Genomic DNA, 24,952 nt, shown 5'->3' on the forward strand with positions numbered 1-24,952 from the left:
CATGCGCGTCACATCGGATTTATGGGTTTCTGCCTTGGTGCGCCGGGTTTTCGGCGCCGGCGGCTTTGCCGCCGTGGTCAACCGTGGCGCGACCGAGGCCGGCGCCGTTTTCGTACTGGCGCGAGGCAGGCTGGGCGAAATCACCCTCTACGGACCGGCGCCGCAGACAAGTTATGATTCGGCCAAGCCGGACGATCGCTTCTTCAGCCTTCTCGCTGCCAGTGATGATCCAGCCGTGCTCGATGCCCGCCTTGAGAGGGAAAAGAAGTTTGACCCCGACATCTGGGTGGTCGAGATCGAGGCTGGCACCGTTCCCGTCGAGGAACTTATTTCCGTGAAGACGCCCTGAGGCCGGGAGCAGCGGCTTCGTCGCTGTTCGAGGCCTCGCGGCTATCGCTATTTGCGGGAGAAGCGTCGCGAACCATCCTGGACAGCGTCTCGGCTTTCCATCCCCGCACCCTGTCCAGAGCCACATCGCGATGCAGCAGACGGTAGCGGTCGAGATAGGTGCGGATGGCCTGCGGATGCGGGAATAGGCTCGGATAGATGGCGACCGTGATCAGGAATGCCCTGTCTTCGCTGAAGTCGAGCGAGCGCAGCGCCGCAAGCAGTGAGGCGTAGTTCTGGTTGGCGGTCAGCGAGCGGGCGGTCGAGAAATCGATGTCGAGGGCGTCGGCAAGCGCGGTCTGGAAGAACGCGGCGTTTCCCGTCAGCGCCGTCTCGCGCAGCTTGACATAGGTATCCGAACCGGGGAACGCATCGACCTTCGCCGCTGATGCTTCGTCGCCGGTGCGCATCATGGAGCGCAGCCTGCGCCGCGCATTCTCGGCGGCAATGCCGGAGGATTGTTGCTCTGTCGCGCTGTCTTCGGTCGCTTCGGCTTTTGCGGTTGCAACGGTTTGTGCGGTAGGGGCTTGCACCTCCGGTTCCCGCACCCGCACCAGCGTCGGTCTTTCGAGCGCCCTTATCAGATCGGCGATGGTCGGGTTCAGGTCCTTGCGGCGCGCGATGGCGCGCGCATGCGGCAGCCCATGCCGGCCGATCAGCGCGATAAGGTCGATATCGCTGACGGCGCGCGAGCGGATCAGCAGCGGCGCGGCAATATCGACCGGCTCCTCGCACAGGCGCCGCACAAGTGCTGCGGGGGCATATTCGCATTCGGAAAGGGCGGCGGCCACGTAGCGTCGCGATTCGACGGACACATCATCGAACAGCGGCAGCGTCAGGTCCTCGAGCTGGCCGATCTCGCGGCGTGACGGGCGGGTGAGGCAACAGAACGCCGATACCGCGGCGCGGAACAGCCTTTCAGCCCGACCCGATTCCGTTCGTACAGCGATTTGCCTGAAGTCCGAAGATGACACGAAGGATACGCCTGACAACAGATACACAACCTTGGTCACGCTCAACCGGGAGTTATGTCGGTTTCGCGATCGCCAAGAACAAAGATCAAGTTAGCGACGATCCGTTAGCGCTCCGTTAACCCTCTGCCGGCCTTAATAACATTTGGAGGCGTTGCGTTGTGCTCCGGGGAAACCGAGAGGAATGCGCGAATCATGGGCATGGTACTGTCTTTCGTGCCGCGAGCGGCACCAACCAATCGAGCCAAGCAAACCGCTGAAATACCGGCGGCGGTGATCATCTTTCCTGGCATCCGCTATGAGCGGTCCAGCGCCGCTGATGCGCGGCCTGCCGGGCCAGACAAGCCGGGATCGCCACGGACGCCGATGCCGCATCACTGAGCCTGCTGAAGCCGCGGCCTGGCCCGTCAGGTTGACAGCTCGCGACCGTTGTTTAGCGGCCTAGGAATCCTGCAGCTCGCAGGAACTCTCATCGAGGAAGCGCGACACGATCGGCTTCCAGCTGTCGTCCGGCACGAAGCTGCGGATGACAAAGATGCCCTCGTCGATGGGTGCTTCGACGAAGATGGCGCCCTGCAGATCCTCAGGCAAGTCCTTGCGCACGTCGATCATCTGCGCCGGTGTCAGCACCACGGCATCCAGCTTGCCGCCGGTCGCCGTATGGTCGTTGAAGGAATAGATGTTGTGGCCGTTGCGGTCATAGACCGAAACCGACCAGAAGGGCACGTTTCCCGGCGCCTTGATGCGGACCATGCCTTCCTCGAGGTCGAACCGGCAGGCCGTGGCGTAGAACAGCGGGTCGACCGATTTCACCACCGGCGCGCCGCCCGCCTCGGCATCGAGACGGTTCATCCGGTAGAGATCGGACGCCATCGACAGTCGCGACCAGGCGTCGCGTTCCGAAAATTCCGGTACCAGAAGCAGCACCACGATGTGCACGATGCCGGCGCCGACCAGGCCGAGTAGGACGGCATGGAAAAGACGGCGCAGCGCTGCCAGGACATTACGCATCGCAGCCGGCCTTCACGATCCGGGGCAGCGAGACGTCCGACAGGCCGGTGCTGCTGGCGATCGGCGTGTCGTAGAAGGTCAGGACGAAATACATCCGCCCCGAACCGTCGGTCAAAAGCCAGTTGCCTTGCATGGGGTGGTGGCCGACAGAAATGATCACCGAATTGTCGGCTTGGCGTAGCACCTCATAGGACTGAAGCGCGGCAAGTCGCGGCTTGCCTGTTTCGACGACGCCAAGCGATTGATCGGCGGCATAGAGCGTCCAGAAGCGGGCCGTCGGAAATCCGCCCTCTATCCTGTACGTGCATTCCCGCTTGAGCTGATCGCCGGCAGCGTCATTTTCCGCGACGAAGGACAAGCCTTCGGCGCGGCCTAGTGCAAGCACGCCCTCGCGTGCCACGCGCGCCTTGGAATAGGGGTCGGCGGCCGGCGTGCCGATGTCGGGAAAGGCGGTCCATTGGCCGATCCGGATCGCGCCGACGCCGTCCTGGATCTTCAGCGCATACCAGACGCTGGCGCCGCCGCCGCCAATGGCTATGGCAAGCGAAAGCAGCATCAGGAAGGCGTTCTTGAGCATCAAAAGCCGGTCATGTGGAGAATTGCAGCTCGGGGATATCGCGGCGCGGGGCCTTGTGGCAAGCCGGCGTGATGGAATTGCCCATCCTGCTGCGCTGCGGCAATCACAGCGCCGAAAGCGTTTCGGGCGGGGCGGGGGCGTCGAGCCGGGGCGCTGTCTCGAACAGCCGGGTCATGTCCCTCAAAGTCTGCGTGGTCCGGCTGGACAGCACCGGCGGGCGTTCGGCAGCGGCATCGGCTGCTGCCTGTTCCTCGCTCTTCTTCTGCGCTTCAGCTGCCTTGGCCGCGATCTCCTCGTCGACAAACGGTTTGTCGATGCCGGGGATCGGCTTCAGGTCGATGTTCTGGTGTGCATAAACCATCAGCCGTTGCCAGACCATTGCCGGCAGTGTGCCGCCCGTCATGTTCTTGGTCGGGGTGAAATCGTCATTCCCCAGCCACACCGCGGCCGTGTAATTCCCGGTAAAGCCGACAAACCAGGCGTCGCGGTAGGATTGCGTCGTGCCGGTCTTGCCGGCGACGACGATGTTGGGAATGAGCGCGCGCCGCCCCGTGCCCATCACGGGCACAGCGGCCAACATGGTGTTCATCGATTTCAACGCCTGCTCGGACAGCACGCGGTGCGGCGGCGGCGCGTCCTTGGCGAAATCGTAGACCACCTCGCCGGTACGGGTGACGAGCTGCGTGATGCCGTGGCGGGAACCGACGAAACCGTTCTGGGCGAACACGCTGTAGCCTGTCGCCTGGTCCATCACCGTCATGCCCGAGGTGCCCAGCACCATCGTCTTGTGTGCCTCGAGAGGGGACTCGACGCCGAAGGAAACCGCCGTCGCCTTGATAGGGTCGATGCCGAGATATTCTTTGGCAAGCCGCACAGGCACCGTATTGATCGACTTGGCCATCGCCATGATCAGCGTGATGTTGCCGGCGGATTCACCGGCATAATTGTGCGGTGACCAATTGCCCCAGCTGATCGGGCCGCCCGATATGATCGAGTTCGGCGTAAAACCGTGTTCCATCGCGGTGGCATAGACATAGGGCTTGAACGACGAGCCGGTCTGGCGCAGCGCCTTGGTGGCGCGGTTGAACTGGCTGGCGCCGTAGTCGCGGCCGCCGACGATCGCCCGCACCGCGCCATTGGTCTCGATGACCACCACGGCACCTTCGGTGACGTTGTACTCCTTGCCGAACTGGCGCAGGTGGAACTCGACCGATTCTTCCGCCGCCTTCTGGATGTTGGCGTCGAAGGTGGTGTGAGCAACCAGCGAGTGCTGCCCCGGCTTGGCGATCTTCTTGACCTCGTCGAAGGCCCAGTCGAGGTAGTAGTCAGGGCTCTTCTGTTCGCCGCGGTCGACGACGTCGGCCGGATGCAGCCTTGCCTGCAGCACCTGGCCCTCGGTCATGAAGCCGGAATCGACGAGGTTGGACAGCACCACATTGGCGCGGGCGCGCGCTGCCGGCAGGTTGTTGTGTGGCGCGTATTTGGTCGGCGCCTTGAACAGGCCGGCCAGCATCGCCGCCTCGGCGAGGTTCAAATCCTTGACACTTTTGCCGAAATAGAAGTCGGCCGCCGCTTCGATGCCGAAGGTGCCGCCGCCCATATAGGCGCGGTCGAGGTAGAGCTGCAGGATTTCCTTCTTCGACAAATTGGCTTCGAGCCACAGCGACAGGAAGGCTTCCTTGATCTTGCGCTCGAAGGTGCGCTCATTGGTTAGGAACAGGTTCTTGGCCAATTGCTGGGTGATGCTGGAACCGCCCTGGACGACCGAGTTAGCCCGCACATTCTCGAAGATGGCGCGCGAAAGGCCGAGCACATCGATGCCGTAATGCTCGAAAAAGCGGCGATCCTCCGTGGCAAGCACCGCCTTGATGACGTGGTCGGGCATCTCGTCGACCGGCACGGAGTCGCGCTGGATGATGCCGCGCTGGCCGATCTCGTTGCCGTAGCGGTCGAGGAAAGTGACGGCGAAATCGCCCTGGGCGCGCCAGTCGCCAGTCGTATCGTGGAAGGCCGGGATCGCCAGCGCCAGCAGCACCACTATGCCGCCGGCGCCGAGCGTAAAACCTTCGCTCAAAACTTCGATGATGCCGCGCCGCCAGCCCTTGAGCCGGAAGCGCCGCGAGAAGATTGTGGCGCCTTCCCAGAACTGGCGCGCCTTGAAACCGATCTCGTAGAGCGAGGAATCGACCCAGGCATCCACCGCCAGAAGGCGCGACGCGATCGGACCTCTTCTTTTGCGCGGTTCAGGGCTGACCATTCAAAAACCCGGCTCGGCTGTGGCGTGACCTGAAAACCGCAAGCGGGCAATTTCAGGGCGGCGCCCTGCCGCGACTATTCATCCATTTTTCGGACGCTCACAAGGGCAGTGAGGACACAGCTGCGTGGTTTGTCGATGGAAAAGGCAGTCAACAGCCGACATGGCTGCCTGCTCGCCGGATTTTCGATCCGGCGGGCAGGGGAGTTTCCGCTATCGGGCTATCAGGCCGCTTCGCGCTTCAGCGCCTGCGCCATGCAGTGGATGCCGCCGCCGGTCTTGGAGATTTCGCTCATGTCAACGGCCGCGACCTCGAAGCCGCGCGCCTTGAGCTGCCCGATCAGAGACTGGCTCGACGTCGGTGCGATCACCCGGTCCTTGCCGAGCGACATGAAGTTACAGCCGAGCGCCATCGTGTCCTGGAACGGCACGTCGATGATCTCGTGGCCCTTGCCCTTCAGCCAGTCGACGATGCCGGGCTCGGTGCAGGCGAGGCAGACGGCGGTGAGCTTTTCGGCGATCGGCACCACCATCAGGTCGATATGGACATAGTATTCGTCGATGAAGGCGAGACGCGTCTCCCAGCCCTCTTTCTCGAACCAGGACTGCACCTGGCGGGCACCTTCCTCCTGCGTGCGGGCACCGCCGCAGCCGATCAGTACCACGCCCTCCTCGATGACGTTGAAGTCACCGCCCTCGAAAGTACCTGCGGTGACCATGTCGTAGATCGGGATGCCGAGCTTTTCGTAGGTGCGGATGGCGGCGTAGTTTTCGCCGCGCCGCCACCAGTTGGCCATCGCGGTGATGAAGGCGCCGTAGGGGGTCATGACGCTGGAATCGCGGGAATAGACCTGCATCGGCAGTTCCGGCGTCGGCTCGTGCCAGTGGATGTTGACGCCGAAATGCTCATAGGCCGCGACCAGGTCCTTGTGCTGCGCCTGCGCGATCTGAACGTTGCAGGGTGCCTCGCGCAGATGTTTTCGCGACAGCGAACTGGTCGACAGATGGCGCAGGAAATTGGGTGAGCCGAGCAGCACGTCGGTCAACACGTCGGTCTCGTTGGCGAAGCCCCATGATGTCAGCGGCTTGGTGCCGCCGGCCGGATTGCGGCGCTGCAGCGAAAACGGCTCGGCGACGATGCGATCATGAACGGTCATGGAGTTCTCCTCGTGGGCTTGTTCTCAAGAGTTGGTCGGTCATGCATTGCTTGGGATCCACCAGTCGCGGCCGCGCGCGGTGGTGACATATTCCGGCCAGCGGAAATTGATCGGCGGTTCGTAGTCGCAGAGCGGCGCGATCCAGTTCGTGCCACCAACGCCGCCTCCGGTGCGGGTGACGAATTCGTCCATCGCCGCGTCGCGGGCGGTCTTGTCCTCGAGCAGGCGCAGCGCCGCCAGCGCGACGGTCTTGGCCGCGCAGGTCACCATCGGGTCTATGGTGGCGGAAATACCGCCCAGTGCATTCATCACCCAGGATGGATAGGCGTGGCCATTTGCCGAGCGCAGCGCCGGGCGCGCGACATAGAAGCGTGCCGTCGGCGCATGCCAGCTTATGTCGGTGTAGTCGTCGGAGGTCGAATTCACCTGCGAGGGTGGCAGGTCGCGTCGCAGGATCGCCTCGGCGTCTTGTGGCGAAATCAGCCGCTCCAGCTCGTCGATGAACGGGTTCTCGGTCGCGGTAGCTCCGGCATTGACCTGGATTTCGCGCGCGATCGCCCTGGCGGCCTCGTCCCAGCGCGGCGGGCCGACCGTCGACAGCGCTTCATAGGCGATCTCGGCCATGGCATGGTTGGCCAGCCCTGGCCGCGACTTCGACACCCAGTGGCGCTCATAGCGGCAGCCGCTCATGCTGGCGGCGGCGGCGGCATTGCGGTCGAGCACTGATGTGACCTGCTCAGCCATGGCAATGGTCGGTACGCGGATCATGTACTGGATCTCGGACAGGCCCGCCGGCAGATTGTCGGCGGTTGCCTGGCCAGCGGTCAGGATCGCCTCGCTGATCGACCATCCACCTTGATGCGGTAACATGGAATCGCGCAGCGCCTTGGAAGCCATGTACATCGTCATCAGCGCATCATTGGCGCCGGGGGCGCGGACCGCCGAATGCGCCTGCGGGATCGGTGCGCCATCGCCTGCGCGAACCCAATTTTCGGGTTCGTCGCAGATGAAGCGGTAGATCATGGCGTAGGCGGCACCGCAATGCGTATCCCAGCGCGCCGTGTTGCAGAGCGGCAGCATGTAGAAGGGATGGAAGGAAATCATGCCGGCAAGGCCATCATAATAGCCCCTTGTCGCATGGATCGGCTTCGAGCCGCGAACCTTCTCCGCCGGCTCGCCGGTGAAGCGCAGTGTGCCTGGAATGCCGTGGCGCTGCATGGCGGCCTTGGTGGCCAACAGGCCGCCGACGCTTGCCATGCCGAGCCCCGAATGCGGATCGGTGTGGCCGCCGGCCTCGACGCCAAGGCCGGGCCGCGGCTGCTTCACCGTCACCGCGTCCTGGCAATTGCCGGGCACCGCGTCATATTCGGCATACATTCCGATTGTCGGCCCGGCGCCATTGGTCCAGTGGGCACAGAACGCAGTCGGCATGCCGCCCGAGCCTTCCTCAACGGAAAACCCCTCATGCTTCAGCCGCGCTACGTACCAGGCGGCCGACTGGTATTCGCGCCAGGCGGTCTCGCCGAAATCGAAAATGGTGCGCGTCCATGCCGACAGCGACGGCTGGATGCCGTCGATGCAAGCGAGCGCAGTCTCTTGCGCGGATGTCGTCACCGCTTTGTCCATGTGTCAAAGAAAGCAGTGAAGCGCCTCGCCAAAAAGTGATATGTTTTCCCGGTTCGTGCAAATTCGGTTCACCTCTTGAGAATTCCGTCCACGCAAGCGCTGCGCGCCCTCGACAGTTTCGCCCGCCACGGCAGCGTCTGGCGTGCCGCCGACGAACTGCACCTCACCCGCAGTGCGGTCAGCCATCAATTGCGGCTGCTTGAACGCGATCTCGGCTTCGATCTGCTGGAGCGCATCGGCAAGGGCGTTGCACTCACCCCGCGTGGTCAGCGCTACGCCAGCGATGTGCGCAAGGCGCTGACCGTGCTGGGTGACGCGGTGACGCGCGATGCCGGCACCGGCGTCGGCGGCTCGTTCGCCGTTTCCTGCACGCCAGGCTTCGCTTCGCTGTTTTTATGCACCCATATCGGCGAGTTCCGGCAGATGTATCCTGACGTGGCGTTGCGCATCCTTACGCCCAGGCGGCTCGACGATGTCAGCAATGCGGAGGCTGACGCCTTCATCGCTTTCGGTGTCGGCAATTGGCCGAACCGCTTGGTCGAGCCACTCTGCGAGATCTCGTTCACGCCGCTCTGCAGCCCGACGCTGCTCAACAAGGTCGGTGGCTTTTCCAAGCCGGCGGACGTGCTGCGCGCCAATCTGCTGCATCTCGACGACACCGAGGATTGGGCGCGCTGGCTGGCGCTGTCGAAGGTGGAAAACCCCGACACTGAGGGCGGCATCTTCTTCTCCGACATGAACCTCGTTTTTTCGGCGGCGATTGCCGGCCAGGGCATTGCCATGGGCGACGAATTGACCAGCCGGCGCGCCCTCAGCGAAGGCCGGCTGGTCAGGCCGTTCGACATCGCCATCAAGTCGCCGCGCTCTTATTTCCTGGTGTCCGAACATGCCAAGGCCTCGCATCCGGTGCTGGACGCCTTCGCGGGATGGCTAAGGTCGAAGCTGTCGGAAAATCGCATTCAGCCCTATTGAGGGCAGGGTGGCGCCAGCTCGCCATAGATGAATGAAATTTGCCGATCAGGCGAAAACTATTCGGTTGCGGTGAGCCGCCAGCCTGCCTACGATTTCCTCTTGGCACTGAGGAAGAGGCAGGATGCAGCAACCCGGCCGGGCCGCGGAGATCAAGGCAATCGGGATCGGCAAGAGCTTCGGCTCGTTCCGTGCGCTGGACAATCTGTCGCTCAACATCGGCCGCGGCGAGTTCCTGACGCTGCTCGGTCCCTCCGGTTCGGGCAAGACCACCTTCCTGATGATCCTGGCCGGCTTCGTGCAGCCGACCGAAGGCAAGCTGTTCAGCGACGGCACCGACATCACCGACCGCCCGGCCGAACAGCGCGCCGCCGGCATGGTGTTCCAGGGCTATGCGCTGTTCCCGCATATGAGCGTCGAGGCCAACATCGCTTTCCCGCTCAAGGTCCGCAAGAAATCGGCCTCCGAGATCAAGAAGCGTGTCGGCGAGATGATCGAGCGCGTCGGTCTGATCGGTCATGAGAAGAAACTGCCGTCGCAGCTTTCCGGCGGCCAGCAGCAGCGCGTGGCGCTTGCCCGGGCGCTTGTGTTCGAACCGGGCGTGCTGCTCCTCGACGAGCCGTTCTCGGCGCTGGACAAGAGCCTGCGCGGCCAGATGCAGGCCGAAATGAAGCGCCTGCACCAGGAAACCGGCACTACCTTCGTTTTTGTCACCCATGACCAGAGTGAGGCGCTGGCGCTGTCATCGCGTGTCGCCATCTTCAACCATGGCAAATTGCTGCAGGTCGGCGCGCCGGACGAAGTCTATGACCGGCCGGACAACCGCTTCGTCGCCGAGTTCCTCGGCGAGATCAACATGCTGCCGCTGAAGGGGGTCCAGCCCGCCGACAATGGCTCCACGGGCCTCTGCGAGGACCGCGCGGTCAACATGCACTGCAAGGCCGAGAAAGTCCTTGGTGACGCGATCCTGGCGATCCGGCCCGAACACATGTCGATCGCGCGCGAAGCGGCGGTCGGCGAGAACGGCATTGCCGCGACCGCCACCGCCTCGACCTATCTGGGCGCCGCGACCAAGCTTGATCTCACCACACGCCAGGGCGCCAAGGTGACCGTCTCGGTGCCCAATGAGGTCGCGGCGGCAGCGCTGAGCAAAGGCAATTCCGTCTGGCTGACCTGGCCGGCGGAAAAGGGTTTCCTCCTTCCGGACGGAGGACAATGACCGCCAGCGTGGACCGATGGGACACACAGGCTTCCGGGAACGATCAACGACAAAAAGGGGAACTGACATGACAAACGATACCAAGAAACAAGCCATCGACGGCCTGTCGGCCAGGGCAGGCCGAGGCGAGATCTCGCGCCGCCAATTCACGCAGCTCGCGGCCCTCGTGCTCGCCGGCACGCCAATGCTGCTGCGCTCGACCGGTGCCTTCGCGCAGGCCAAGGAACTGGTGCTGGTCAATTGGGGTGGCGACGCCATCACGGCTTACGATGCCGCCTACGGCCAGGCCTTCACCAAGGACACCGGCATTACCGTGAAGATGGACGGCTCGGGCCCGACCGAAGGCGCCATCTCGGCGCAGTTCAAGAGCGGCGCCCCGACCTGGGATCTGGTCGACGTCGATCCGTTCTCGGCCATCACGCTCGGCGCCCAGGGTGCGCTGGAGCCGATCGACTACAACATCGTCGACAAGAAGAAGATGCGGCCGGGCTTCGGCTGGGACTATGCCGCCTCGACCTATTTCTTCTCCTACATCATCGCCTATGATTCGGAGAAATACGGCAAGGAGGCCCCGACCGGCATGGCGGACTTCTTCGACGTGAAGAAATTCCCCGGCAAACGCTCGCTCTACAAATGGGGTGTATCTAGCTGGGAGGCAGCCCTTCTGGCCGACGGCATCGCGCCGGCTTCGCTCTACCCGCTCGACCTCAAGCGTGCGCATGACAAGATCGCCGCCTTCAAGGAAAACGTTGTCGCCTATTGGGGCGGCGGCGCCGAGAGCCAGAGCGTGCTGCTCAACGGTGAAGCCTCGATGGCTATCGTCTGGTCGACGCGCGCCTCGCTGATCGAGCAGGACTCGGGCGGCAAGATCAAGTTCATCTGGGATCAGGGCCTGATCTCGCCCGGTGCGTTGGCCGTGCTCAAGGGCAACCCTGGCGGCAAGGATGCGGCGATGAAATTTATTGCGAGCGCCCAGGATCCGCAAAAGCAGCTCATCATGTTCGACAAGCTCGGCCAGGGCCCGGCCAATCCGGCCACCGACGCACTGATCCCCGCTGACAAGAAGCGCATCAACCCCGTCGATCCGGACAATATGAAGAAGCAGATCGCGCTCGACATGGATTGGTACGCCAAGAACTACGGCGCGGCGCTCGACGAATACACCAAGATCATCTCCGCCTGATCTGGGCAGGGATGCGGTCCTATCTCTCCGACAGGATGGGCGCGGCGCTGTTGATGGCGCCGCTGCTCCTGTTTCTCGTCCTGGCCTATGCCTGGCCGTTTCTCGGCGTGGTGAAGTGGAGTTTTACGCTGCCGACGCCTGGGCTTGGCCAGTATGAAGCATTGCTCACCGACGATCTGGTGCAGTCGGTGTTCATCCGCACGCTGCGCATCGCCGCCATCGTTACCGTCGTCTCGGTCTGCGCCGCCTACGCCATCACTGTCGTCTGGGTGCGCGGCACGCCGGCACAGCGCCTTATCGCCGAATTCTGTATCCTGGTGCCATTCTGGATCTCGGTACTGACACGCGCCTTCGGCTGGGTGGCGCTGTTGTCCAATCGCGGCCTGATCAACACCTGGCTGCAGGCGATCGGCTTCATTTCAGAACCGCTGGCGCTGGTGCGCAACGAGTTCGGTGTCATCGTCGGCATGACGCACTTCCTCATTCCCTTCGCCGTGTTTCCGCTGGCGTCGGCCATGCGCAGCCTCGACGACCGCGTGCTGCTGGCGGCGCGCGGCCTCGGCTCAAGCCGCATGCGCACCTTCTGGACTGTGTTCGTGCCGATGACGCGCTCCGGCATCATCGGCTCGGCCATGATCGTTTTCGTCTTCTCGCTGGGCTTCTTCGTGACGCCGGCGATCCTTGGCGGCGGCCGCAGCGTCATGATCGCTGAACTGATCTATCTCAGGATTTTCCAGAGCCCGGACTGGGGGCTGGGCGCCGCGATCAGCGTCGTGCTGGTGCTGTTCGTCAGCGTGCTGATGGCAGTGCTGTTCCGCTACGTCAAACCGAAGCAGCTGATCTGATGCCGACCTATCGCCCCGGTCCCGTCTCTCTGATCATCGCAGCCCTGGTGGCGCTGTTCCTGCTGATGCCGCTGCTCGCCGTCATCCCGGTGTCGCTGACACCGAGCCGCATGCTGGCGATGCCGTCAGGCGAACTGTCGCTGCGCCACTACAGGGCATTGATCGAGGATCCGCGTTGGATCGATTCGATCCTGCTTAGCATCCGTATCGGCATCGTCAGCAGTGCCTTCTCAACCGTGCTCGCACTGTGCTTCAGCCTCGGCGTCTGGATGTTCCAGCCACGCTTCACGGCAGCCCTCGTTGGTTTCGTGCTGCTGCCGATGGTGGTGCCGCCCGTGGTGTCGGCCATCACGCTCTACTTCCTGCTGACCTCGGTCTCGGGGATGAGTTCGTTCTTCGGCTACGACACCTGGCTCGGCGTTGCTATGGCGCATTCGGTGATGACGGTGCCCTTCGCCACGGTGCTGATTCTGGTTTCGCTCAGCCAGCTCGACCGCCGCATCGACCTTGCTGCGCGTGGTCTCGGCGCAACTGTCTGGGAGCGCGCCACCCGCATCATCATGCCCAACATCAAATTCGGTATCGTCACCGCGGCACTATTGTCCTTCGTGCTGTCCTGGGAAGAGATCGGCGTCACCCTGTTCATCACCTCGGTCAATGCCATCACCTTGCCGCGCCTGATGTGGATGGGCCTGCGCGACAACATCGACCCGGCGATCGCGGCACTCTCGGTGATCCTGATCATCATCACGGTGCTGGTGTTGGCGGTGAGGAGTGTGGTCACCAGGCAGCGCGCGTTGCATTAACTCCTGTTTGGGACGGAAACTCGCTCAACTTTTTCTACACAAACCGCACCGAGACGCGGCCAAACCGGCCCAGATCGCCGATGACTTCGTCACCGGCCTCGACGCTGATCGGCGTCACGCAGGTGCCTGTAATCACCACTTGTCCGGGCTCGAGCGCTATGCCGAGCCCGGACAGTTCATTGACGATCCATGTGAGCGCGATACGGGGGTCGCCCATCACAGCCGCACCCGATCCATTGTGCTGCGACTTGCCGGAAACCAAACCGACCACCGGATGCTCCGCGAGGTTCACGTCGCGCCATTCATCTTTTACCGCCTCGCCGATGACAAACAGATTGGCACAGGCATTGTCCGCGATGAGTTGTGGTGCCCCGACAGCGCAGAAATCATTGTAGCGCGAGTCCGGTATTTCGATCGCCGGGTGCAGGCTCGCCACCGCATCCATTACCTCGGTGATGTCATAGGGCGCCGGACGTGGCGGCAGCAGGCGGCCGAAACAAAAAGCGAATTCGATCTCGGCAACGCGCATCCTGCTCGTCGCCAGGGAAACGGTGCCGCCAACCTCGACCGATCTCTCGGCGATGAGACGACCAGCCATCGGGCCGTCGACGTTGATATGCCTTTGTCCGGCGAGGCTGGTCGCGGCAATCTTCCAACCGAAAAGCGGAGCTGACGAACGATCCATCACATGCGACTGGATGGCGTAGCCTTCGATCCGTGTTTGTGGCCGCAACTCCTGGGGTATGGCGTCGAGACGGGTACCGTTGTCCCAATGGCCTACCAGCAACCGCGACGCGGCCCCAGCCTTTTCTGGATCGAGCATCATCAGCTCCGGAATGTGGACCCGCACAAATGAGGCAAGGTTAGGGGACTGGGAATCGAGAGTCCACTTCCGCGCTCTGCTTGCCCCGGCATCTTGGTCAGGTCGCGTGATCGCCGCCGACTGGCCAAGCCGCTGCAACGCGGACACGCGACATGTGGACGTGCAACCGCAGCTCAAGCCGCGACATAAGCAGTCTTCTTGCGCAAATAGGCATCCAAACCATATTTGCCGTCCTCGCCGCCAAGCCCGGAGTTTTTCCAGCCGGAATGAAAACCCTGGACCATCTCGCCGCAGGTGCGGTTGATGTAGAGCTCACCGAAGGCGCTTTCGCGATTGAAGCGCATGACACGGCTGAGGCTGCCGGTGAACAGATAGGCGGAGAGGCCGAATTCAGACTCGTTGGCCAGGCGTAACGCTTCGTCGAAATCGGCGACGCGCATGACCGGCACGACCGGCCCGAAAATCTCCTGCTGCATGATCGGCGTCGTATTCGAAGGGGCCATCATGACGGTTGGCTCGAACCAGTGTCCCTTGGCAAAGGCATCCCCCTTCGGTCGATGGCCGCCGGTCAGCAGATCCGCGCCGCCTTGCACGGCCTCGGCCACCATGGCTTCGACCTTTTCGAGCTCGGGCCGGCTGATCTTGGGGCCAAGATCGACCGCGTCCAGCGGGTTGCCGATCCGCAGTGCCGCTGCCCGTGCAACGAAGCTGTCGAGGAACCGGTCGGCGATGGCTTCGTGCAGGTACATGCGCTCGTTGCAGGTGCAGATCTGGCCGCAATTGGTGAAGCGCGCAATGATCGCCGCATCCACCGCCGCATCGATATCGGCATCGTCCATGACAATGAACGGCGCCTTGCCGCCCAGTTCCAGGCGAATGACCTTGAGGCTGTTGGCGGCGGCGGCATAAATCTCGCGCCCGGCGCGCACGCTGCCGGTCATGGTGACGAGATCGGAAAGCGGGCTGCGCACCAGCGCTTCGCCGACCTCGCGGCCGCGACCGCTGACGATGTTGACGACACCCGCCGGAATGCCGGCTTCCTCGCAGAGCCGGCCGATCTCGAGCAGGGAAAGCGGCGTCAGTTCGTGCGATTTGAGCACGATGGTGTTGCCGGTCGCCAGCGCCGGGCCGAGCTTCCTGCCTGCCAGCGCCACCGGATAGTTCCAGGCCGTCAGGCCGACCGCGACGCCGTAGGGCATGCGCCGGATCCAGATTTCCTCGCCCGCCGCATCGGAGGGGATGATGTCGCCTTCGATGCGCCTGGCATTGTCGGCGGCGAATTCGATGAAGCCGATGGCGCCGCCGACTTCTCCACGTGCCTGGGCGATCGGCTTGCCCTGTTCCAGAGTGATCAGCCGGGCAATGGTTTCGCGATCGCGGTCGAGCAGGGCGCAAAGCCGGCGCAGCAACCTGGCCCGTTCGATCGGCGGCAGCGCTGCCCAGGCCGGTTGGGCGGCGCGGGCCGCCCTCAGTGCGTCCTCGGCATCGCCGGCGACACCTTCCGGGACGGAGCCGACCAGTTCTTCCGTCGCCGGGCTGTGCACGGCAATCGTTCGGGTCGCCCGACCTGATGTCCAGCGGCCGCCAATATACATCTTGCCTTCGACCGGCAGCCCGGTTTGCGCGGTCATGGCTGTCATCTCCGGTTCAATGAGACGGCAAGGATGATGATGACGCCCTTGACGATCTCCTGGATGGTCGTCGAGAGGCCGATCACCACCAGGCCGAAGGCCAGGATGCCGATGAAGATGGCGCCGATCACGGAGCCGATCACCGAGCCGCGGCCGCCGAACAGGCTGGTGCCGCCGATGATGACGGCGGCGATGACGTTGAGCTCGAGCCCGACGCCGACGCTTGGGTTGCCGGCCGAGGCGCGCGCCGCCAGCATGTAGCCGGCGAATGAGGCGCAGGCGCCGCAGACGGCAAAGGCCACCACCTTGGCGCGATCGACATCGATGCCGGAAAACCGTGCTGCCGCTTCATTGCCGCCGGTTGCCGCCATCTGCCGGCCGATCACCGAGAGATGCAGCACATAGATGCCGGCCAGCGCGAACACCACCGTCCACCACACCGCCGCTGGCAGGCCGATCAGCGTGCCATTGGCCATGATCTTGCCGAGCGTCCGGTCGCCGATCGGCACCGGCAATGAATCGGTCAGCGTGAGTGCCGTACCGGACAGGATGCTGAGCATGCCCAGCGTCACCAGGAAGGAGGGGATACGCAACCGGGTGACGATCAGGCCGTTGACCAGCCCGATCAGCGCACCGAAGGCCGTCATGACCGGGATCGACAGCCACGGCGCGATGCCGGTCTGCATCAGCATGGCGCCGACCATCGCCGAAAGGCTGGCCAGCGCGCCCACCGACAGGTCGATCTCGCGGCACATGATCACCATGGTCATGCCGACCGCCATGATCGACACCACTGCCGTGATGCGGCCGATGGCGTTTGCCGTCGCCAGCGAGGCGAAGTTGGGCGCATGCAGGATGAAGAACAGCGTGATCAGCCCGAAGACGATGAATGTGATGTGGTCGCGCGCCAGGCGCTTCGCCTTGTGCCAGCCCAAGGCATGTCTGGCGGCCGCGATCGGGCTTGAAGTCAGGATCGAATTGCTCATGCGGCCTCGTGTGTGACGGCGAGTTGTTGCAGGACCGTGCGGATTTCTTCCTCGCCGCGCGCCGTGGCCTCGCCCGCCACGAGCTGGCCGTCGACCATATAGATCAGCCGGTCGGCGAGACCTGCGAGTTCATCGAGCTCCGAGGTGATCAGCAGTACCGCCATGCCCTTTTCGGCGGCCTGCAGCACAAGGGCGCGCATTTCCGCCTTGGCGTTGACGTCGACACCCGCCGTCGGCTCGTCGAGGATCAGCAGTTTTGGATTGCTGGCGAACCATTTTGCGAACACCACCTTCTGCTGGTTGCCGCCGGACAGCTCCGAGGCTGGCTGGGCCGGCTCGCGGCAGGCAATGTGCAGCGCTTCGCGAAAACCGAGGAACATCTCGGTCTCGCGTCGCCACGACAGGACGCCAGGCCAGCGCGATGTCAGTTCGGCGAGATTGGGCAGCGCCACATTGGCGGCCAGGCTGTGTTGCGCGACCAGCCCCTCGGCGCGGCGATCCTCCGGCACCAGCGCCATGCCGGCGCGGATGCGCGGCGGCGTCGCCAGCGCGCCGATCTCGCGGCCGCAGAGCCGCACGTCGCCGCGCGCGTCCAGAAGCAGCCCGAACAGCGCCTTGGCAAGCGTCGAGCGGCCGCTGCCGACAAGGCCTGCGATGCCGACGATCTCTCCGGCGCGCACGGCCAGCCCGATATCGCGCAGCTTTCGCGCCGTGCTCAGCCCAACGACCTCGAGAACGATTTCGCCTGGTTCGCGCCGGGCCTGCGGTTTCATCACCACGACGGAGGCGGAGCGCGCCATCAGCCGCGACACTTCCGGTATGGTGATCTGGTCGGTGGCAAACGGTCCCTGGATCTGGCCGTCCTTGATGATGCTCAGCCGGTCAGCGACGCGAAAGATCTCTGACATGCGATGGCTGATATAGACGATGCCGATACCGGCGCCGCGCAACTGGGCGATGGTGGCGTGCAGCACCTCTTCCTCGCGCACGGTAAGCGAGGAGGTCGGTTCGTCCATGACGATCACCGAAGCGCCGCGCGACAGTGCCTTGAGGATTTCCACCTGCTGGCGCGCCGCGAACGGCAGGTCCTCGATGCGGGCGTCCGGATCGAGCGCAAAACCTTGCTTGGCGATCAGTTCAGCCGCCTCGCGCCGGATACGGCGGCGGTCGATACGCCCGCCGAACAGCACCGGCTCGCGGCCGAGAAACAGATTGTCGGCGACGCTCATCGCCGGCACCAGGCTCAACTCCTGGAAGATCATCGCCACGCCGGCATCGAGGCGCGCGCGTGTCGAAACCGAGGCCAGCGGTTCGCCGCGCACCAGGATCGTGCCTTCGTCGGGCTTGTGAATGCCGAGCAGCACCTTCATCAGCGTCGATTTGCCGGCGCCGTTCTCGCCAAGCAGCGCATGGACCTCGCCCGCCCGGACCTCGAAATCGACAGTGCGCAGCACGATGTTGGCGCCGAACCGCTTGACGATGCCGCGCATCGAAACCAGCGCGGGCAGGGGATTGTCGGCAGGGGACATGGCGGTTCCCGAAAGAGGCGGTATAGGCGGCGGGACGACCCGCCGCCCGGGATCACGATCAGTAGCAGGCGCCGGCACAGGCCTTGACGACATCTTCCGGCACATCCTGCTTGGTCACCTGCTTGAGGGCCGAAAGCAGATTGGCCTTCTTCACCCGCAGCGAGGGCAGCGAGATGTAAGGCGGCACCTGCTTGCCCAGCAGTGCGGCCGCACCGGCCTGGGCTTCGGCTATGCCAAGATCGTAAGGCAGTTGCGCGCCGATGGCGATGATCTGGTCGCGGGCGATGTAGAGGGCGCTGTCCGGGCCGAGATCGTTGGTGGTGACGACGAGGTCGTTGCGGCCGAGCGACTCGGCGCCGGCCAGCGTCTGCATGGCCGGGTCGCCCCACACCGCGAAAATGCCCTTGATGTCGGGATGCGCGGTCAGCATGGCGACAGCCTTGTCATAGGCCTCGCGCGGCTGGGTGAACTTTTCGCGTGCCGCCACGGTGACGCCGGGATGGGCGGCGACTGATTTCTCGAAGCCGGCAACGCGGGCGGCTATTGAATAGTAGGATTCCTGGATGTAGGTCATCAGGCCGACTTCGCCCTTGCCGCCGATTGCCTTGATCAACTCGTCGGTGGCGAACACCGCGTTCTGTTCGTTGTCGGATGCGACCACGGTGACATAGTCCTTGCCCGGCGCCATGCCGTAGGCGACGTTGTCCATGAACACGATTTTCACGCCGCTTTCGGACACCCGCTTGTAGGTGTCGGCCTGGCCCTTGGGGTCGATCGGCACCGAGAAGATCAGATTGACCTTCTGCGCGATCATGCCTTCGAGCTGGTCGGCCTGGGCGGTTGGCGCCTGCTTGGCGTCGGTGACCGCCACGACCTTGATGCCGTATTCATCGAGTGTCTTCTTCAGCGCCTCGACCTGCAGCGTGTTCCAGGGCGAGTCCATGGCCTGCATGGCGATGCCGGCGGTGAAATTGCCGGCCTTGAGTTTTGCCAACTCGTCGGCGGTGAAAGTCAATGATGCGGCCGGGCTCGCCGGTGCGCCGTCGGGAAAGCCGACCACCGGCTGGCCGGTCGGCGACAAGGGCAGCGGCACCATGAGTTCGGCGGCTTCGGGCGGCAGATCGGCGGCGAAGGCAGCCGTGGCCATGGGTGCGACCGACAGCAAGAGGGCAAGCGCGAGTGGACGAAGGCGAGACGATCTGGTCACGAGTGTTCTCCGTATTGTTCCCCTGAGCGGTTGATTCCGCTTCAGTTTATCAAAGAAAATATTGCGGTAAGTCCTTCTGGAGGCGGCGCAATTCGCCTTCGTTGTAGCGGATATGATGGGCGATGGTGTTGGCCGCCTTGCGCGGCCGCCCGGCTTCGATTTCGTCGACCACCATCGAATGCTCGGCATAGGAGATGGCGAGACGACCGGGGCGCGGCAGGCCGAGCCGGCGCACGCGCACCAGGTGCAGCCGTGCCGCCGCGATCTGGTCCCAGAGCCCTGGCAGTCCCGCGAGTTGCGCGAGCATGCGGTGGAAGGCGTCATCCGCCTCGTGGAATCCGTCGACGTCGCCGGCGGCGACGAGCTGCACCTGTTCCAGAAGCTGGCTGCGCAGCGCTGTTACGATCGCGCTTTTCGGATGCGACGCGAGCTCGTGCACGATTTGCGCCTCGACAGCGCTGCGCAGGAACGAGCTTTCGATGACGTCGGCCGGTGATATGCGCGAGACGTAGGAATTGACCTGCGGGATCACCGTGACCAGCCCCAGACCGGCCAGACGATTGATCGCATCGGTCACCGGCTGACGCGATACGCCAAGCTCCCTGGCGATGTCGTCCTTGAGCAAAAGATCGCCCGGCCGGCGGTCGACCCGTACGATCGTCTTCAGCAGCGCCTCGAACACGAATTCGGCGCGGCTCCGGCGAACCGAAGCATCGACCACGATGTCGTCATCATCTTCATTGGCAGCCATTTCGAAGCCCTTTGCCTGGGGGTCAGTCGCCATAGGCTAAACACCAACATTGCCGTCAATCAAGATAATTTTCGCTGATTTTTGGAACGCAGCCGATGCAATGTCATTCAATATACTGTTTTTATTGAATATTATTTTTTAGAGATAGGCATGTTAAATTTCAGTTTGCCGCCGATCGCGTTTCGAAATATGGATACCCAGTGACAAAAGCCAGCAAGATTCCAGCAATTAAGGGCTTTTGGCGGGTTGGTCGCTTTGAAAGAGGCGGTAACAAAAATTTTAGCTGCGAGGCGTCGATGCTGCTGCGGACTGATCCTGTGGGGGCCTTCGTGGATTACCCGCCAATCCCGGTTGCTTCGGCGGCAGGCGGGCCACTGGCCGGCCTGACGCTGGCAGTGAAGGATCTCTACGACGTCGCCGGCTATCCCACCGGCGGCGGCCACCCGCTGCGGCGCGACTGGAGCGGCGGCAAGCCCGCCACGGCGCCGGTGGTACAGACATTGTTGGATGCCGGCGCCCGGTTTGTCGGCAAGACCCATACCGACGAGTTCGCCTATTCAATGAATGGCGAGAACCCGCATTACGGCACGCCGGTAAACCCGCGCGCGCCGGGCCGCATCCCGGGCGGGTCGTCCTCGGGTTCGGCCGTGGCGGTCGCGGCCGGCCTCGCCGATATTGCGCTCGGCACCGACACGGGCGGCTCGATCAGGCTGCCGGCCTCCTACTGCGGGCTCATTGGACTGCGCCCAACCCATGGACGCATCGAAACCGCCGGGCTGCAGCCACTGGCGCGCAGCTTCGACACCGTCGGCTGGTTCGCGCGCGACATTGATGTCTACGAGGCGGTGGCGAGGTTGCTGCTGCCGCAGCCTGCCATTCAGCCGCCGATCACTCGCCTCGTCGTCGCGGCGGACATTGCCAGCTACATGTTGGGCTATGCCGAGCGCCGCGTCTTCGAAGATGCGCTCCAGCGGCTGTTCCGGATCATCGACATCGCCGGGGAAGTCAGGGTCGCGCCGGAGGGTTTCGATGCCTGGCGGCCTACCTTTCGCACCATCCAGGCCTACGAAGCCTGGTCCGATCATGGTGCCTGGATCACCGAGCACCGGCCGGCCTTCGGCGAGGGGGTGCGGCAACGCTTCGACTGGGCGGAGGGGGTGTCGAATTCCGAATACGAAGCGGCTCTCGCCATGAAAGCCGCCACACAGGACCGGCTGTCGTCACTGGTTGGCTCGGGAACCGCGCTGGTCTTCCCGACCGCCCCTTCCGTCGCCTTGCCGTTGGGCATGGCTGGAGAGGGGCTCGAGGCCTACCGCGGCCGTTCGATTTCGATGCTTTGCTCGGCGGGGCTGAGCGGCTTGCCGCAAATATCGATGCCGATCGCCGAGGTGGAGGGGCTGCCGTTCGGAATATCGATCCTTGGTCCTGGGAACTCCGACATGGCTTTGCTGTCCCTTTGCCGCAAAGCGCTCGCGCAATTTGCCGGCTGAGCAGACTGGTTCTCTAGAGCAATTCCAGGAAAAGTGTGAGCGGTTTCCGTCCGGAATTGCGTCAAAACAAAGAGTTGGAGCGGTTCGCCGTTTCCATGAAACGGTGAAACGCTATAGGGTTGCCCGGCATGGCAATCTGTTCATAACAGAGTCGTATTTTCGAGATGATCGGCGTTCAAGATCGCGGCGAGACGAATTATGCGATATGGCGCAGGCTTGTCGAGCCGGGTACGCTGCGCGCGAATTTGCCGGTATGGCGAACGGCTTGCACAAGGCGTGACAGGCGAGGGGGGACGACAAATGACCGCGCCCGGCGATTTGCAGCAGGCACTGTTTCTGAGACTGAAAAGCGACAAGTCGCTGTCGGCGTTGCTCGGCGGTGCCGGGCTGTTGGAAAGTCCAGCCGCAAATGCCGCTTTTCCCTATGTGACCTGCGGTCAGACCTCGGCCTTTGACTGGGATACGGGCGCCGAGAACAACGACGACCAGCTGATCACGTTGCATGTTTGGTCGAAAGCCCATGGCGAAGCCGAGACGCTTGCTATCATGGACGCCATCAAGGCACGCCTCGCCAATGCGGCGCTGACGATTGGCCCGCGCGGCCAGACGCGGCTTACGCTTGAATTCACCGAGGCTCGTTACGACGAGGATCTCCTTGTGCACCATGGGCTGTTGCGGTTTCGTGCACTGACGCAGGAAAATGCCTGACACGCTTTCAATGTGACCGGAACGGAGTCTAGACTGGCCTTCCGGGATTTCGCCGAGTGGGCGTCGAAATCGCGATCTGCCGTCTCGCGTTTCAGGGGTATAGCGGACATGGTTTTCGCATCGATCACCGTTCATTTCACGTTCAGCACCGATGCGTTACAACGCCGACCATGAAAACGCTTCGCTCCCACTTCCGAACCGCGACCCTGGCGCTCTGTGCCGCCGGGCTGTTTGCGTCTCAGGCAAGCGCCATTTCGGTCGCGGCGTCCGGCCAGGACGATCCGATCGTTGTGGCCGGGAACGACTGCTACGCGATTGGCCAACAAGTGGCCGAACAGAATGGCGGAACGCTGGCCAAGGCCTCGCAGTCGACGCGCGGTGGCCAGGCGGTCTGCGTCATCGTCGTTCTGGTGCCTGGCAAGGATGGGCAGCGCCCGCGCCGCTCCGAGATCGTCGTTCCGCAGAACTGAGCCAGCCTTCCGTCTTACGGGCTACGTTTCCCTGGCCGTCGGAATCGGCCTATATCTGACCCAGACTTCAACCCGACCAAGTTCTTCAATCTAACCAAGCTCTTCAACAGGTATCGATCTCCGCATGCGCGTACTCGTCGTCGAGGATGACAAGGATCTCAACCGGCAGATAGCGGATGCGCTGGTCGACGCCGGCTATGTGGTCGACCGCGCCTTTGACGGCGAGGAGGGCCATTTCCTCGGCGACACCGAGCCTTACGACGCCGTCGTGCTCGACATAGGCCTGCCGCAGATGGATGGTATCAGCGTGGTCGAGCGCTGGCGTCGCGGTGGCCGCAAGATGCCGGTGCTGATCCTGACCGCGCGCGACCGCTGGAGCGACAAGGTCTCCGGCATCGATGCCGGTGCCGACGACTATGTCACCAAGCCGTTCCATATCGAGGAGGTGCTGGCTAGGCTCCGGGCCTTGATCCGCCGCGCCGCCGGCCATGCCTCGTCCGAACTCACCTGCGGGCCGCTGCGCCTCGACACCAAGGCCTCGAAGGCGGATGTCGATGGCGTGCCGCTGAAGCTGACCTCGCACGAATTCCGCCTGCTTGCCTATCTGATGCACCATATGGGCGAGGTCGTCTCGCGCACCGAACTGGTCGAGCATCTCTACGACCAGGATTTCGATCGCGATTCCAACACCATCGAGGTGTTTGTCGGGCGGCTGCGCAAGAAGATGGGCATCGACATGATCGAAACCGTGCGTGGCATGGGCTACCGCATGCGTGAGCCGGAGGCGTAACTCGGAACCGCTCAAACCAACCGCAAAGGCGCCGCTTTCGCTGCGTTTGTGGCCGCGTTCGCTGACGTTCCGCGTCATCGCCTTTTCCACGGTCTGGGCGATCCTGACCCTTGTCGTCATCTTCACGCTGATCACCACGCTCTACCGCCAGGCCAGCGAACGCGGCTTTGACAGCCTGTTGTCGGCGCATCTTTTCAACCTGATCGGCTCCATCGGCATTTCCGATGCCGGAGCGCTCACCGGCTCCCCCGACCTTGGCGATCTCCGGTTCTCGGAGCCGAATTCTGGCTGGTACTGGTCGGTGGAGCCCGCCTCTGAAGGCGTGCATGGCGACCTGCATTCCTCTTCGATGACCAAGACCATTCCGTCGCCAAGCGTTGCCGCAGTGCCTTTCAATGCCAGCTTCCAGCGCAGTTATGCAACCGAAGGCATCGATGGCGAGCAACTCCAGGTGTTCGAAAGCGAGTTCGTGCTCGATGCCAAGAACCGCGCCGCGCGGTTCCGCGTCATGGGCAACCAGAGCGAACTCGAACAGGAAATCTCCACCTTCCAGCGCCGCTTGCTGACCTATCTCAGCCTGTTCGGCGTCGGCATGATCGCCATCAACGCGATTGCCATTTTTCTTGGCCTGCAGCCGCTGCGCAGGGTCCGGAACGCACTGGCCATGGTTCGTGAAGGCACCGCGCAGAGGCTTGACGGCCGCTTCCCGGCCGAGATCGAACCATTAGCCAACGAAACCAACGCGTTGATCGAAAACAACAAACGCATCGTCGAGCGCTCTCGGACTCAGGTCGGCAATCTTGCTCATTCATTGAAAACACCGCTCGCGGTGATGCTCAATGAGGGCCGCGCGCTTGGCGGCGCCAAGGGCCAATTGATTGCCGAACAGGCCGCCTCCATGCAGAAGCAGGTCGAGCATTATCTGCAACGCGCCCGTGTGGCGGCGCAGCGCGACAGCGTCGTTTATCGCACGCCGGTGGCGCCCCTGGTGCAGCGCATGGTGCGGGTGTTGCAGAAGCTCAATCCGCAGACCAGCCTGTCGCTGACACTGCCGCCTGCCGAGATTGTGTTCGCCGGCGAGCGCGAGGACCTCGAGGAACTGCTCGGCAATCTGCTCGAAAACGCAATGAAATGGGCCAAGGGTGCTGTCGCGATCTCAGTCGTGCCCGTGGTCAGCAAGGATGAGAGCCTCTTCGAGATCAGCATCGACGACGACGGCCCGGGCATTCCCGAGGACAAGGCGCGCGATGCGCTGAAGCGCGGAAGACGCCTGGACGAGACAAAACCGGGAACAGGTTTGGGGCTTGCCATTGTCGCCGACCTCGTCAACGAGTATGGAGGCGTTCTCGCGCTCGAACGGTCCAGTATGGGCGGATTGAAGGCGGTGGTGCGGTTGCGGAGCCTTCAGTGACGCTTTCCCAGGCCAATCGACAGCGGTGGACGGGCCATGTTATGGCGACATATCAATTGCTCCCGGACCAATATCTATTGCTCCCGGCGTTGCCGGCAGCGGCCAAATTTCCGACAAATATCAATACTATGGCCACGCCTACTTCTCCGAT

Annotated in this window: 23 protein-coding genes; 11 read left to right on the forward strand and 12 right to left on the reverse strand. The window is 63.3% G+C overall.

Annotated elements, in window-relative coordinates:
* Position 1: 1 nt before the first annotated feature.
* Positions 2-349: a DUF1491 family protein gene (locus A3A9_RS0121310; RefSeq protein ID WP_027060582.1), complete on the forward strand. Its 348-nt coding sequence runs from the start codon at positions 2-4 to the stop codon at positions 347-349.
* On the opposite strand, the gene A3A9_RS0121315 is transcribed toward A3A9_RS0121310, so the two are convergent.
* From A3A9_RS0121315 to A3A9_RS0121340, 6 genes are all read right to left on the reverse strand, one after another.
* Complete coding sequence (locus A3A9_RS0121315; RefSeq protein ID WP_027060583.1) at positions 327-1,361, reverse strand: hypothetical protein; 1,035 nt, start codon at positions 1,359-1,361, stop codon at positions 327-329. The two genes, A3A9_RS0121310 and A3A9_RS0121315, sit on opposite strands and share 23 nt — an antisense overlap.
* Before the next feature lie 438 nt (positions 1,362-1,799).
* Positions 1,800-2,369 (reverse strand): DUF1254 domain-containing protein, encoded by a 570-nt coding sequence (locus tag A3A9_RS0121320; protein ID WP_027060584.1) that lies wholly within the window; start codon positions 2,367-2,369, stop codon positions 1,800-1,802.
* Positions 2,362-2,946 (reverse strand): DUF1214 domain-containing protein, encoded by a 585-nt coding sequence (locus tag A3A9_RS0121325; RefSeq protein WP_027060585.1) that lies wholly within the window; start codon positions 2,944-2,946, stop codon positions 2,362-2,364. The genes A3A9_RS0121320 and A3A9_RS0121325 overlap by 8 nt, the downstream gene beginning before the upstream one ends.
* Positions 2,947-3,049: 103 nt before the next feature.
* On the reverse strand, positions 3,050-5,203 hold the full coding sequence (locus tag A3A9_RS0121330; protein WP_027060586.1) for a transglycosylase domain-containing protein: 2,154 nt from the start codon (positions 5,201-5,203) through the stop codon (positions 3,050-3,052).
* A gap of 221 nt (positions 5,204-5,424) precedes the next feature.
* Positions 5,425-6,357, reverse strand: coding sequence for a dimethylarginine dimethylaminohydrolase family protein (locus A3A9_RS0121335; RefSeq protein WP_027060587.1), 933 nt, complete (start codon positions 6,355-6,357; stop codon positions 5,425-5,427).
* Between the two features lie 39 nt (positions 6,358-6,396).
* Positions 6,397-7,983: a peptidase M20 gene (locus A3A9_RS0121340; protein ID WP_027060588.1), complete on the reverse strand. Its 1,587-nt coding sequence runs from the start codon at positions 7,981-7,983 to the stop codon at positions 6,397-6,399.
* A 75-nt stretch (positions 7,984-8,058) separates the two neighbouring features.
* On the opposite strand from A3A9_RS0121340, the gene A3A9_RS0121345 reads away from it, so the two are divergent.
* The 5 genes from A3A9_RS0121345 to A3A9_RS0121365 all read left to right on the forward strand — a co-directional run bounded on the left by A3A9_RS0121345 (position 8,059) and on the right by A3A9_RS0121365 (position 13,005).
* Positions 8,059-8,955 carry a LysR substrate-binding domain-containing protein gene (locus tag A3A9_RS0121345; RefSeq protein ID WP_027060589.1) on the forward strand — a complete coding sequence of 299 codons (897 nt, stop codon included), beginning with the start codon at positions 8,059-8,061 and terminating at the stop codon, positions 8,953-8,955.
* A 121-nt stretch (positions 8,956-9,076) separates the two neighbouring features.
* Positions 9,077-10,171 (forward strand): ABC transporter ATP-binding protein, encoded by a 1,095-nt coding sequence (locus A3A9_RS0121350; protein ID WP_027060590.1) that lies wholly within the window; start codon positions 9,077-9,079, stop codon positions 10,169-10,171.
* Between the two features lie 67 nt (positions 10,172-10,238).
* On the forward strand, positions 10,239-11,354 hold the full coding sequence (locus tag A3A9_RS0121355) for an ABC transporter substrate-binding protein (protein ID WP_027060591.1): 1,116 nt from the start codon (positions 10,239-10,241) through the stop codon (positions 11,352-11,354).
* A gap of 11 nt (positions 11,355-11,365) precedes the next feature.
* Positions 11,366-12,199: an ABC transporter permease gene (locus tag A3A9_RS0121360; RefSeq protein ID WP_027060592.1), complete on the forward strand. Its 834-nt coding sequence runs from the start codon at positions 11,366-11,368 to the stop codon at positions 12,197-12,199.
* Positions 12,199-13,005, forward strand: a complete 807-nt coding sequence (locus A3A9_RS0121365; RefSeq protein WP_027060593.1) for an ABC transporter permease — start codon at positions 12,199-12,201, stop codon at positions 13,003-13,005. Before A3A9_RS0121360 ends, A3A9_RS0121365 begins: the two co-directional genes overlap by 1 nt.
* Positions 13,006-13,039: 34 nt before the next feature.
* Here the strand turns inward: A3A9_RS0121365 and A3A9_RS0121370 are convergent, their stop codons facing one another.
* From A3A9_RS0121370 to A3A9_RS0121395, 6 genes are all read right to left on the reverse strand, one after another.
* Positions 13,040-13,828 carry a 2-keto-4-pentenoate hydratase gene (locus A3A9_RS0121370; protein ID WP_027060594.1) on the reverse strand — a complete coding sequence of 263 codons (789 nt, stop codon included), beginning with the start codon at positions 13,826-13,828 and terminating at the stop codon, positions 13,040-13,042.
* A gap of 173 nt (positions 13,829-14,001) precedes the next feature.
* Positions 14,002-15,459, reverse strand: coding sequence for an aldehyde dehydrogenase family protein (locus A3A9_RS0121375; protein ID WP_033838708.1), 1,458 nt, complete (start codon positions 15,457-15,459; stop codon positions 14,002-14,004).
* A 5-nt stretch (positions 15,460-15,464) separates the two neighbouring features.
* Positions 15,465-16,445 (reverse strand): ABC transporter permease, encoded by a 981-nt coding sequence (locus tag A3A9_RS0121380; protein ID WP_027060596.1) that lies wholly within the window; start codon positions 16,443-16,445, stop codon positions 15,465-15,467.
* Positions 16,442-17,974 (reverse strand): sugar ABC transporter ATP-binding protein, encoded by a 1,533-nt coding sequence (locus A3A9_RS0121385; protein ID WP_027060597.1) that lies wholly within the window; start codon positions 17,972-17,974, stop codon positions 16,442-16,444. The genes A3A9_RS0121380 and A3A9_RS0121385 overlap by 4 nt, the downstream gene beginning before the upstream one ends.
* Before the next feature lie 58 nt (positions 17,975-18,032).
* Positions 18,033-19,181 (reverse strand): substrate-binding domain-containing protein, encoded by a 1,149-nt coding sequence (locus tag A3A9_RS39215; RefSeq protein WP_161634522.1) that lies wholly within the window; start codon positions 19,179-19,181, stop codon positions 18,033-18,035.
* 49 nt (positions 19,182-19,230) lie between these two features.
* Entirely contained in the window at positions 19,231-19,965 is a 735-nt protein-coding gene (locus tag A3A9_RS0121395; RefSeq protein WP_027060598.1) for a GntR family transcriptional regulator, read from the reverse strand.
* A gap of 263 nt (positions 19,966-20,228) precedes the next feature.
* Here A3A9_RS0121395 and A3A9_RS0121400 point away from each other — a divergent pair, with 263 nt between their 5' ends.
* From A3A9_RS0121400 to A3A9_RS0121420, 5 genes are all read left to right on the forward strand, one after another.
* A complete protein-coding gene (locus A3A9_RS0121400) occupies positions 20,229-21,422 on the forward strand; it encodes an amidase (RefSeq protein ID WP_027060599.1) in 1,194 nt (397 codons plus the stop codon).
* Positions 21,423-21,722: 300 nt separating this feature from the next.
* Positions 21,723-22,130, forward strand: a complete 408-nt coding sequence (locus tag A3A9_RS0121405; RefSeq protein ID WP_027060600.1) for a DUF3168 domain-containing protein — start codon at positions 21,723-21,725, stop codon at positions 22,128-22,130.
* A 170-nt stretch (positions 22,131-22,300) separates the two neighbouring features.
* Positions 22,301-22,600: a hypothetical protein gene (locus A3A9_RS0121410; RefSeq protein ID WP_027060601.1), complete on the forward strand. Its 300-nt coding sequence runs from the start codon at positions 22,301-22,303 to the stop codon at positions 22,598-22,600.
* A gap of 124 nt (positions 22,601-22,724) precedes the next feature.
* The gene (locus tag A3A9_RS0121415) at positions 22,725-23,390 is read left to right on the forward strand and encodes a response regulator transcription factor (protein WP_019857144.1); all 666 of its coding nucleotides are present in this window, start codon (positions 22,725-22,727) and stop codon (positions 23,388-23,390) included.
* Positions 23,374-24,801: an ATP-binding protein gene (locus tag A3A9_RS0121420; protein WP_027060602.1), complete on the forward strand. Its 1,428-nt coding sequence runs from the start codon at positions 23,374-23,376 to the stop codon at positions 24,799-24,801. Before A3A9_RS0121415 ends, A3A9_RS0121420 begins: the two co-directional genes overlap by 17 nt.
* Positions 24,802-24,952 lie beyond the last annotated feature (151 nt).

The sequence above is a fragment of the Mesorhizobium loti CJ3sym genome (genome assembly GCF_000472785.1).
In the GTDB taxonomy this organism is placed as follows: Bacteria; Pseudomonadota; Alphaproteobacteria; order Rhizobiales; family Rhizobiaceae; genus Mesorhizobium; species Mesorhizobium loti_E.

Excerpts from the sequence above, each read along its gene's own strand:
- A3A9_RS0121370 (WP_027060594.1), bottom strand. The coding sequence starts at position 13,828 with ATGCTCGATCCAGAAAAGGCTGGGGCCGCGTCGCGGTTGCTGGTAGGC.
- A3A9_RS0121320 (WP_027060584.1), bottom strand. The coding sequence starts at position 2,369 with ATGCGTAATGTCCTGGCAGCGCTGCGCCGTCTTTTCCATGCCGTCCTA.
- A3A9_RS0121380 (WP_027060596.1), bottom strand. The coding sequence starts at position 16,445 with ATGAGCAATTCGATCCTGACTTCAAGCCCGATCGCGGCCGCCAGACAT.
- A3A9_RS0121355 (WP_027060591.1), top strand. The coding sequence starts at position 10,239 with ATGACAAACGATACCAAGAAACAAGCCATCGACGGCCTGTCGGCCAGG.
- A3A9_RS0121325 (WP_027060585.1), bottom strand. The coding sequence starts at position 2,946 with ATGCTCAAGAACGCCTTCCTGATGCTGCTTTCGCTTGCCATAGCCATT.
- A3A9_RS0121400 (WP_027060599.1), top strand. The coding sequence starts at position 20,229 with ATGCTGCTGCGGACTGATCCTGTGGGGGCCTTCGTGGATTACCCGCCA.
- A3A9_RS0121310 (WP_027060582.1), top strand. The coding sequence starts at position 2 with ATGCGCGTCACATCGGATTTATGGGTTTCTGCCTTGGTGCGCCGGGTT.
- A3A9_RS0121415 (WP_019857144.1), top strand. The coding sequence starts at position 22,725 with ATGCGCGTACTCGTCGTCGAGGATGACAAGGATCTCAACCGGCAGATA.
- A3A9_RS0121365 (WP_027060593.1), top strand. The coding sequence starts at position 12,199 with ATGCCGACCTATCGCCCCGGTCCCGTCTCTCTGATCATCGCAGCCCTG.
- A3A9_RS0121410 (WP_027060601.1), top strand. The coding sequence starts at position 22,301 with ATGAAAACGCTTCGCTCCCACTTCCGAACCGCGACCCTGGCGCTCTGT.
- A3A9_RS0121330 (WP_027060586.1), bottom strand. The coding sequence starts at position 5,203 with ATGGTCAGCCCTGAACCGCGCAAAAGAAGAGGTCCGATCGCGTCGCGC.
- A3A9_RS0121375 (WP_033838708.1), bottom strand. The coding sequence starts at position 15,459 with ATGACCGCGCAAACCGGGCTGCCGGTCGAAGGCAAGATGTATATTGGC.
- A3A9_RS0121405 (WP_027060600.1), top strand. The coding sequence starts at position 21,723 with ATGACCGCGCCCGGCGATTTGCAGCAGGCACTGTTTCTGAGACTGAAA.
- A3A9_RS0121350 (WP_027060590.1), top strand. The coding sequence starts at position 9,077 with ATGCAGCAACCCGGCCGGGCCGCGGAGATCAAGGCAATCGGGATCGGC.
- A3A9_RS0121335 (WP_027060587.1), bottom strand. The coding sequence starts at position 6,357 with ATGACCGTTCATGATCGCATCGTCGCCGAGCCGTTTTCGCTGCAGCGC.
- A3A9_RS0121360 (WP_027060592.1), top strand. The coding sequence starts at position 11,366 with ATGCGGTCCTATCTCTCCGACAGGATGGGCGCGGCGCTGTTGATGGCG.
- A3A9_RS0121395 (WP_027060598.1), bottom strand. The coding sequence starts at position 19,965 with ATGGCGACTGACCCCCAGGCAAAGGGCTTCGAAATGGCTGCCAATGAA.
- A3A9_RS0121385 (WP_027060597.1), bottom strand. The coding sequence starts at position 17,974 with ATGTCCCCTGCCGACAATCCCCTGCCCGCGCTGGTTTCGATGCGCGGC.
- A3A9_RS0121340 (WP_027060588.1), bottom strand. The coding sequence starts at position 7,983 with ATGGACAAAGCGGTGACGACATCCGCGCAAGAGACTGCGCTCGCTTGC.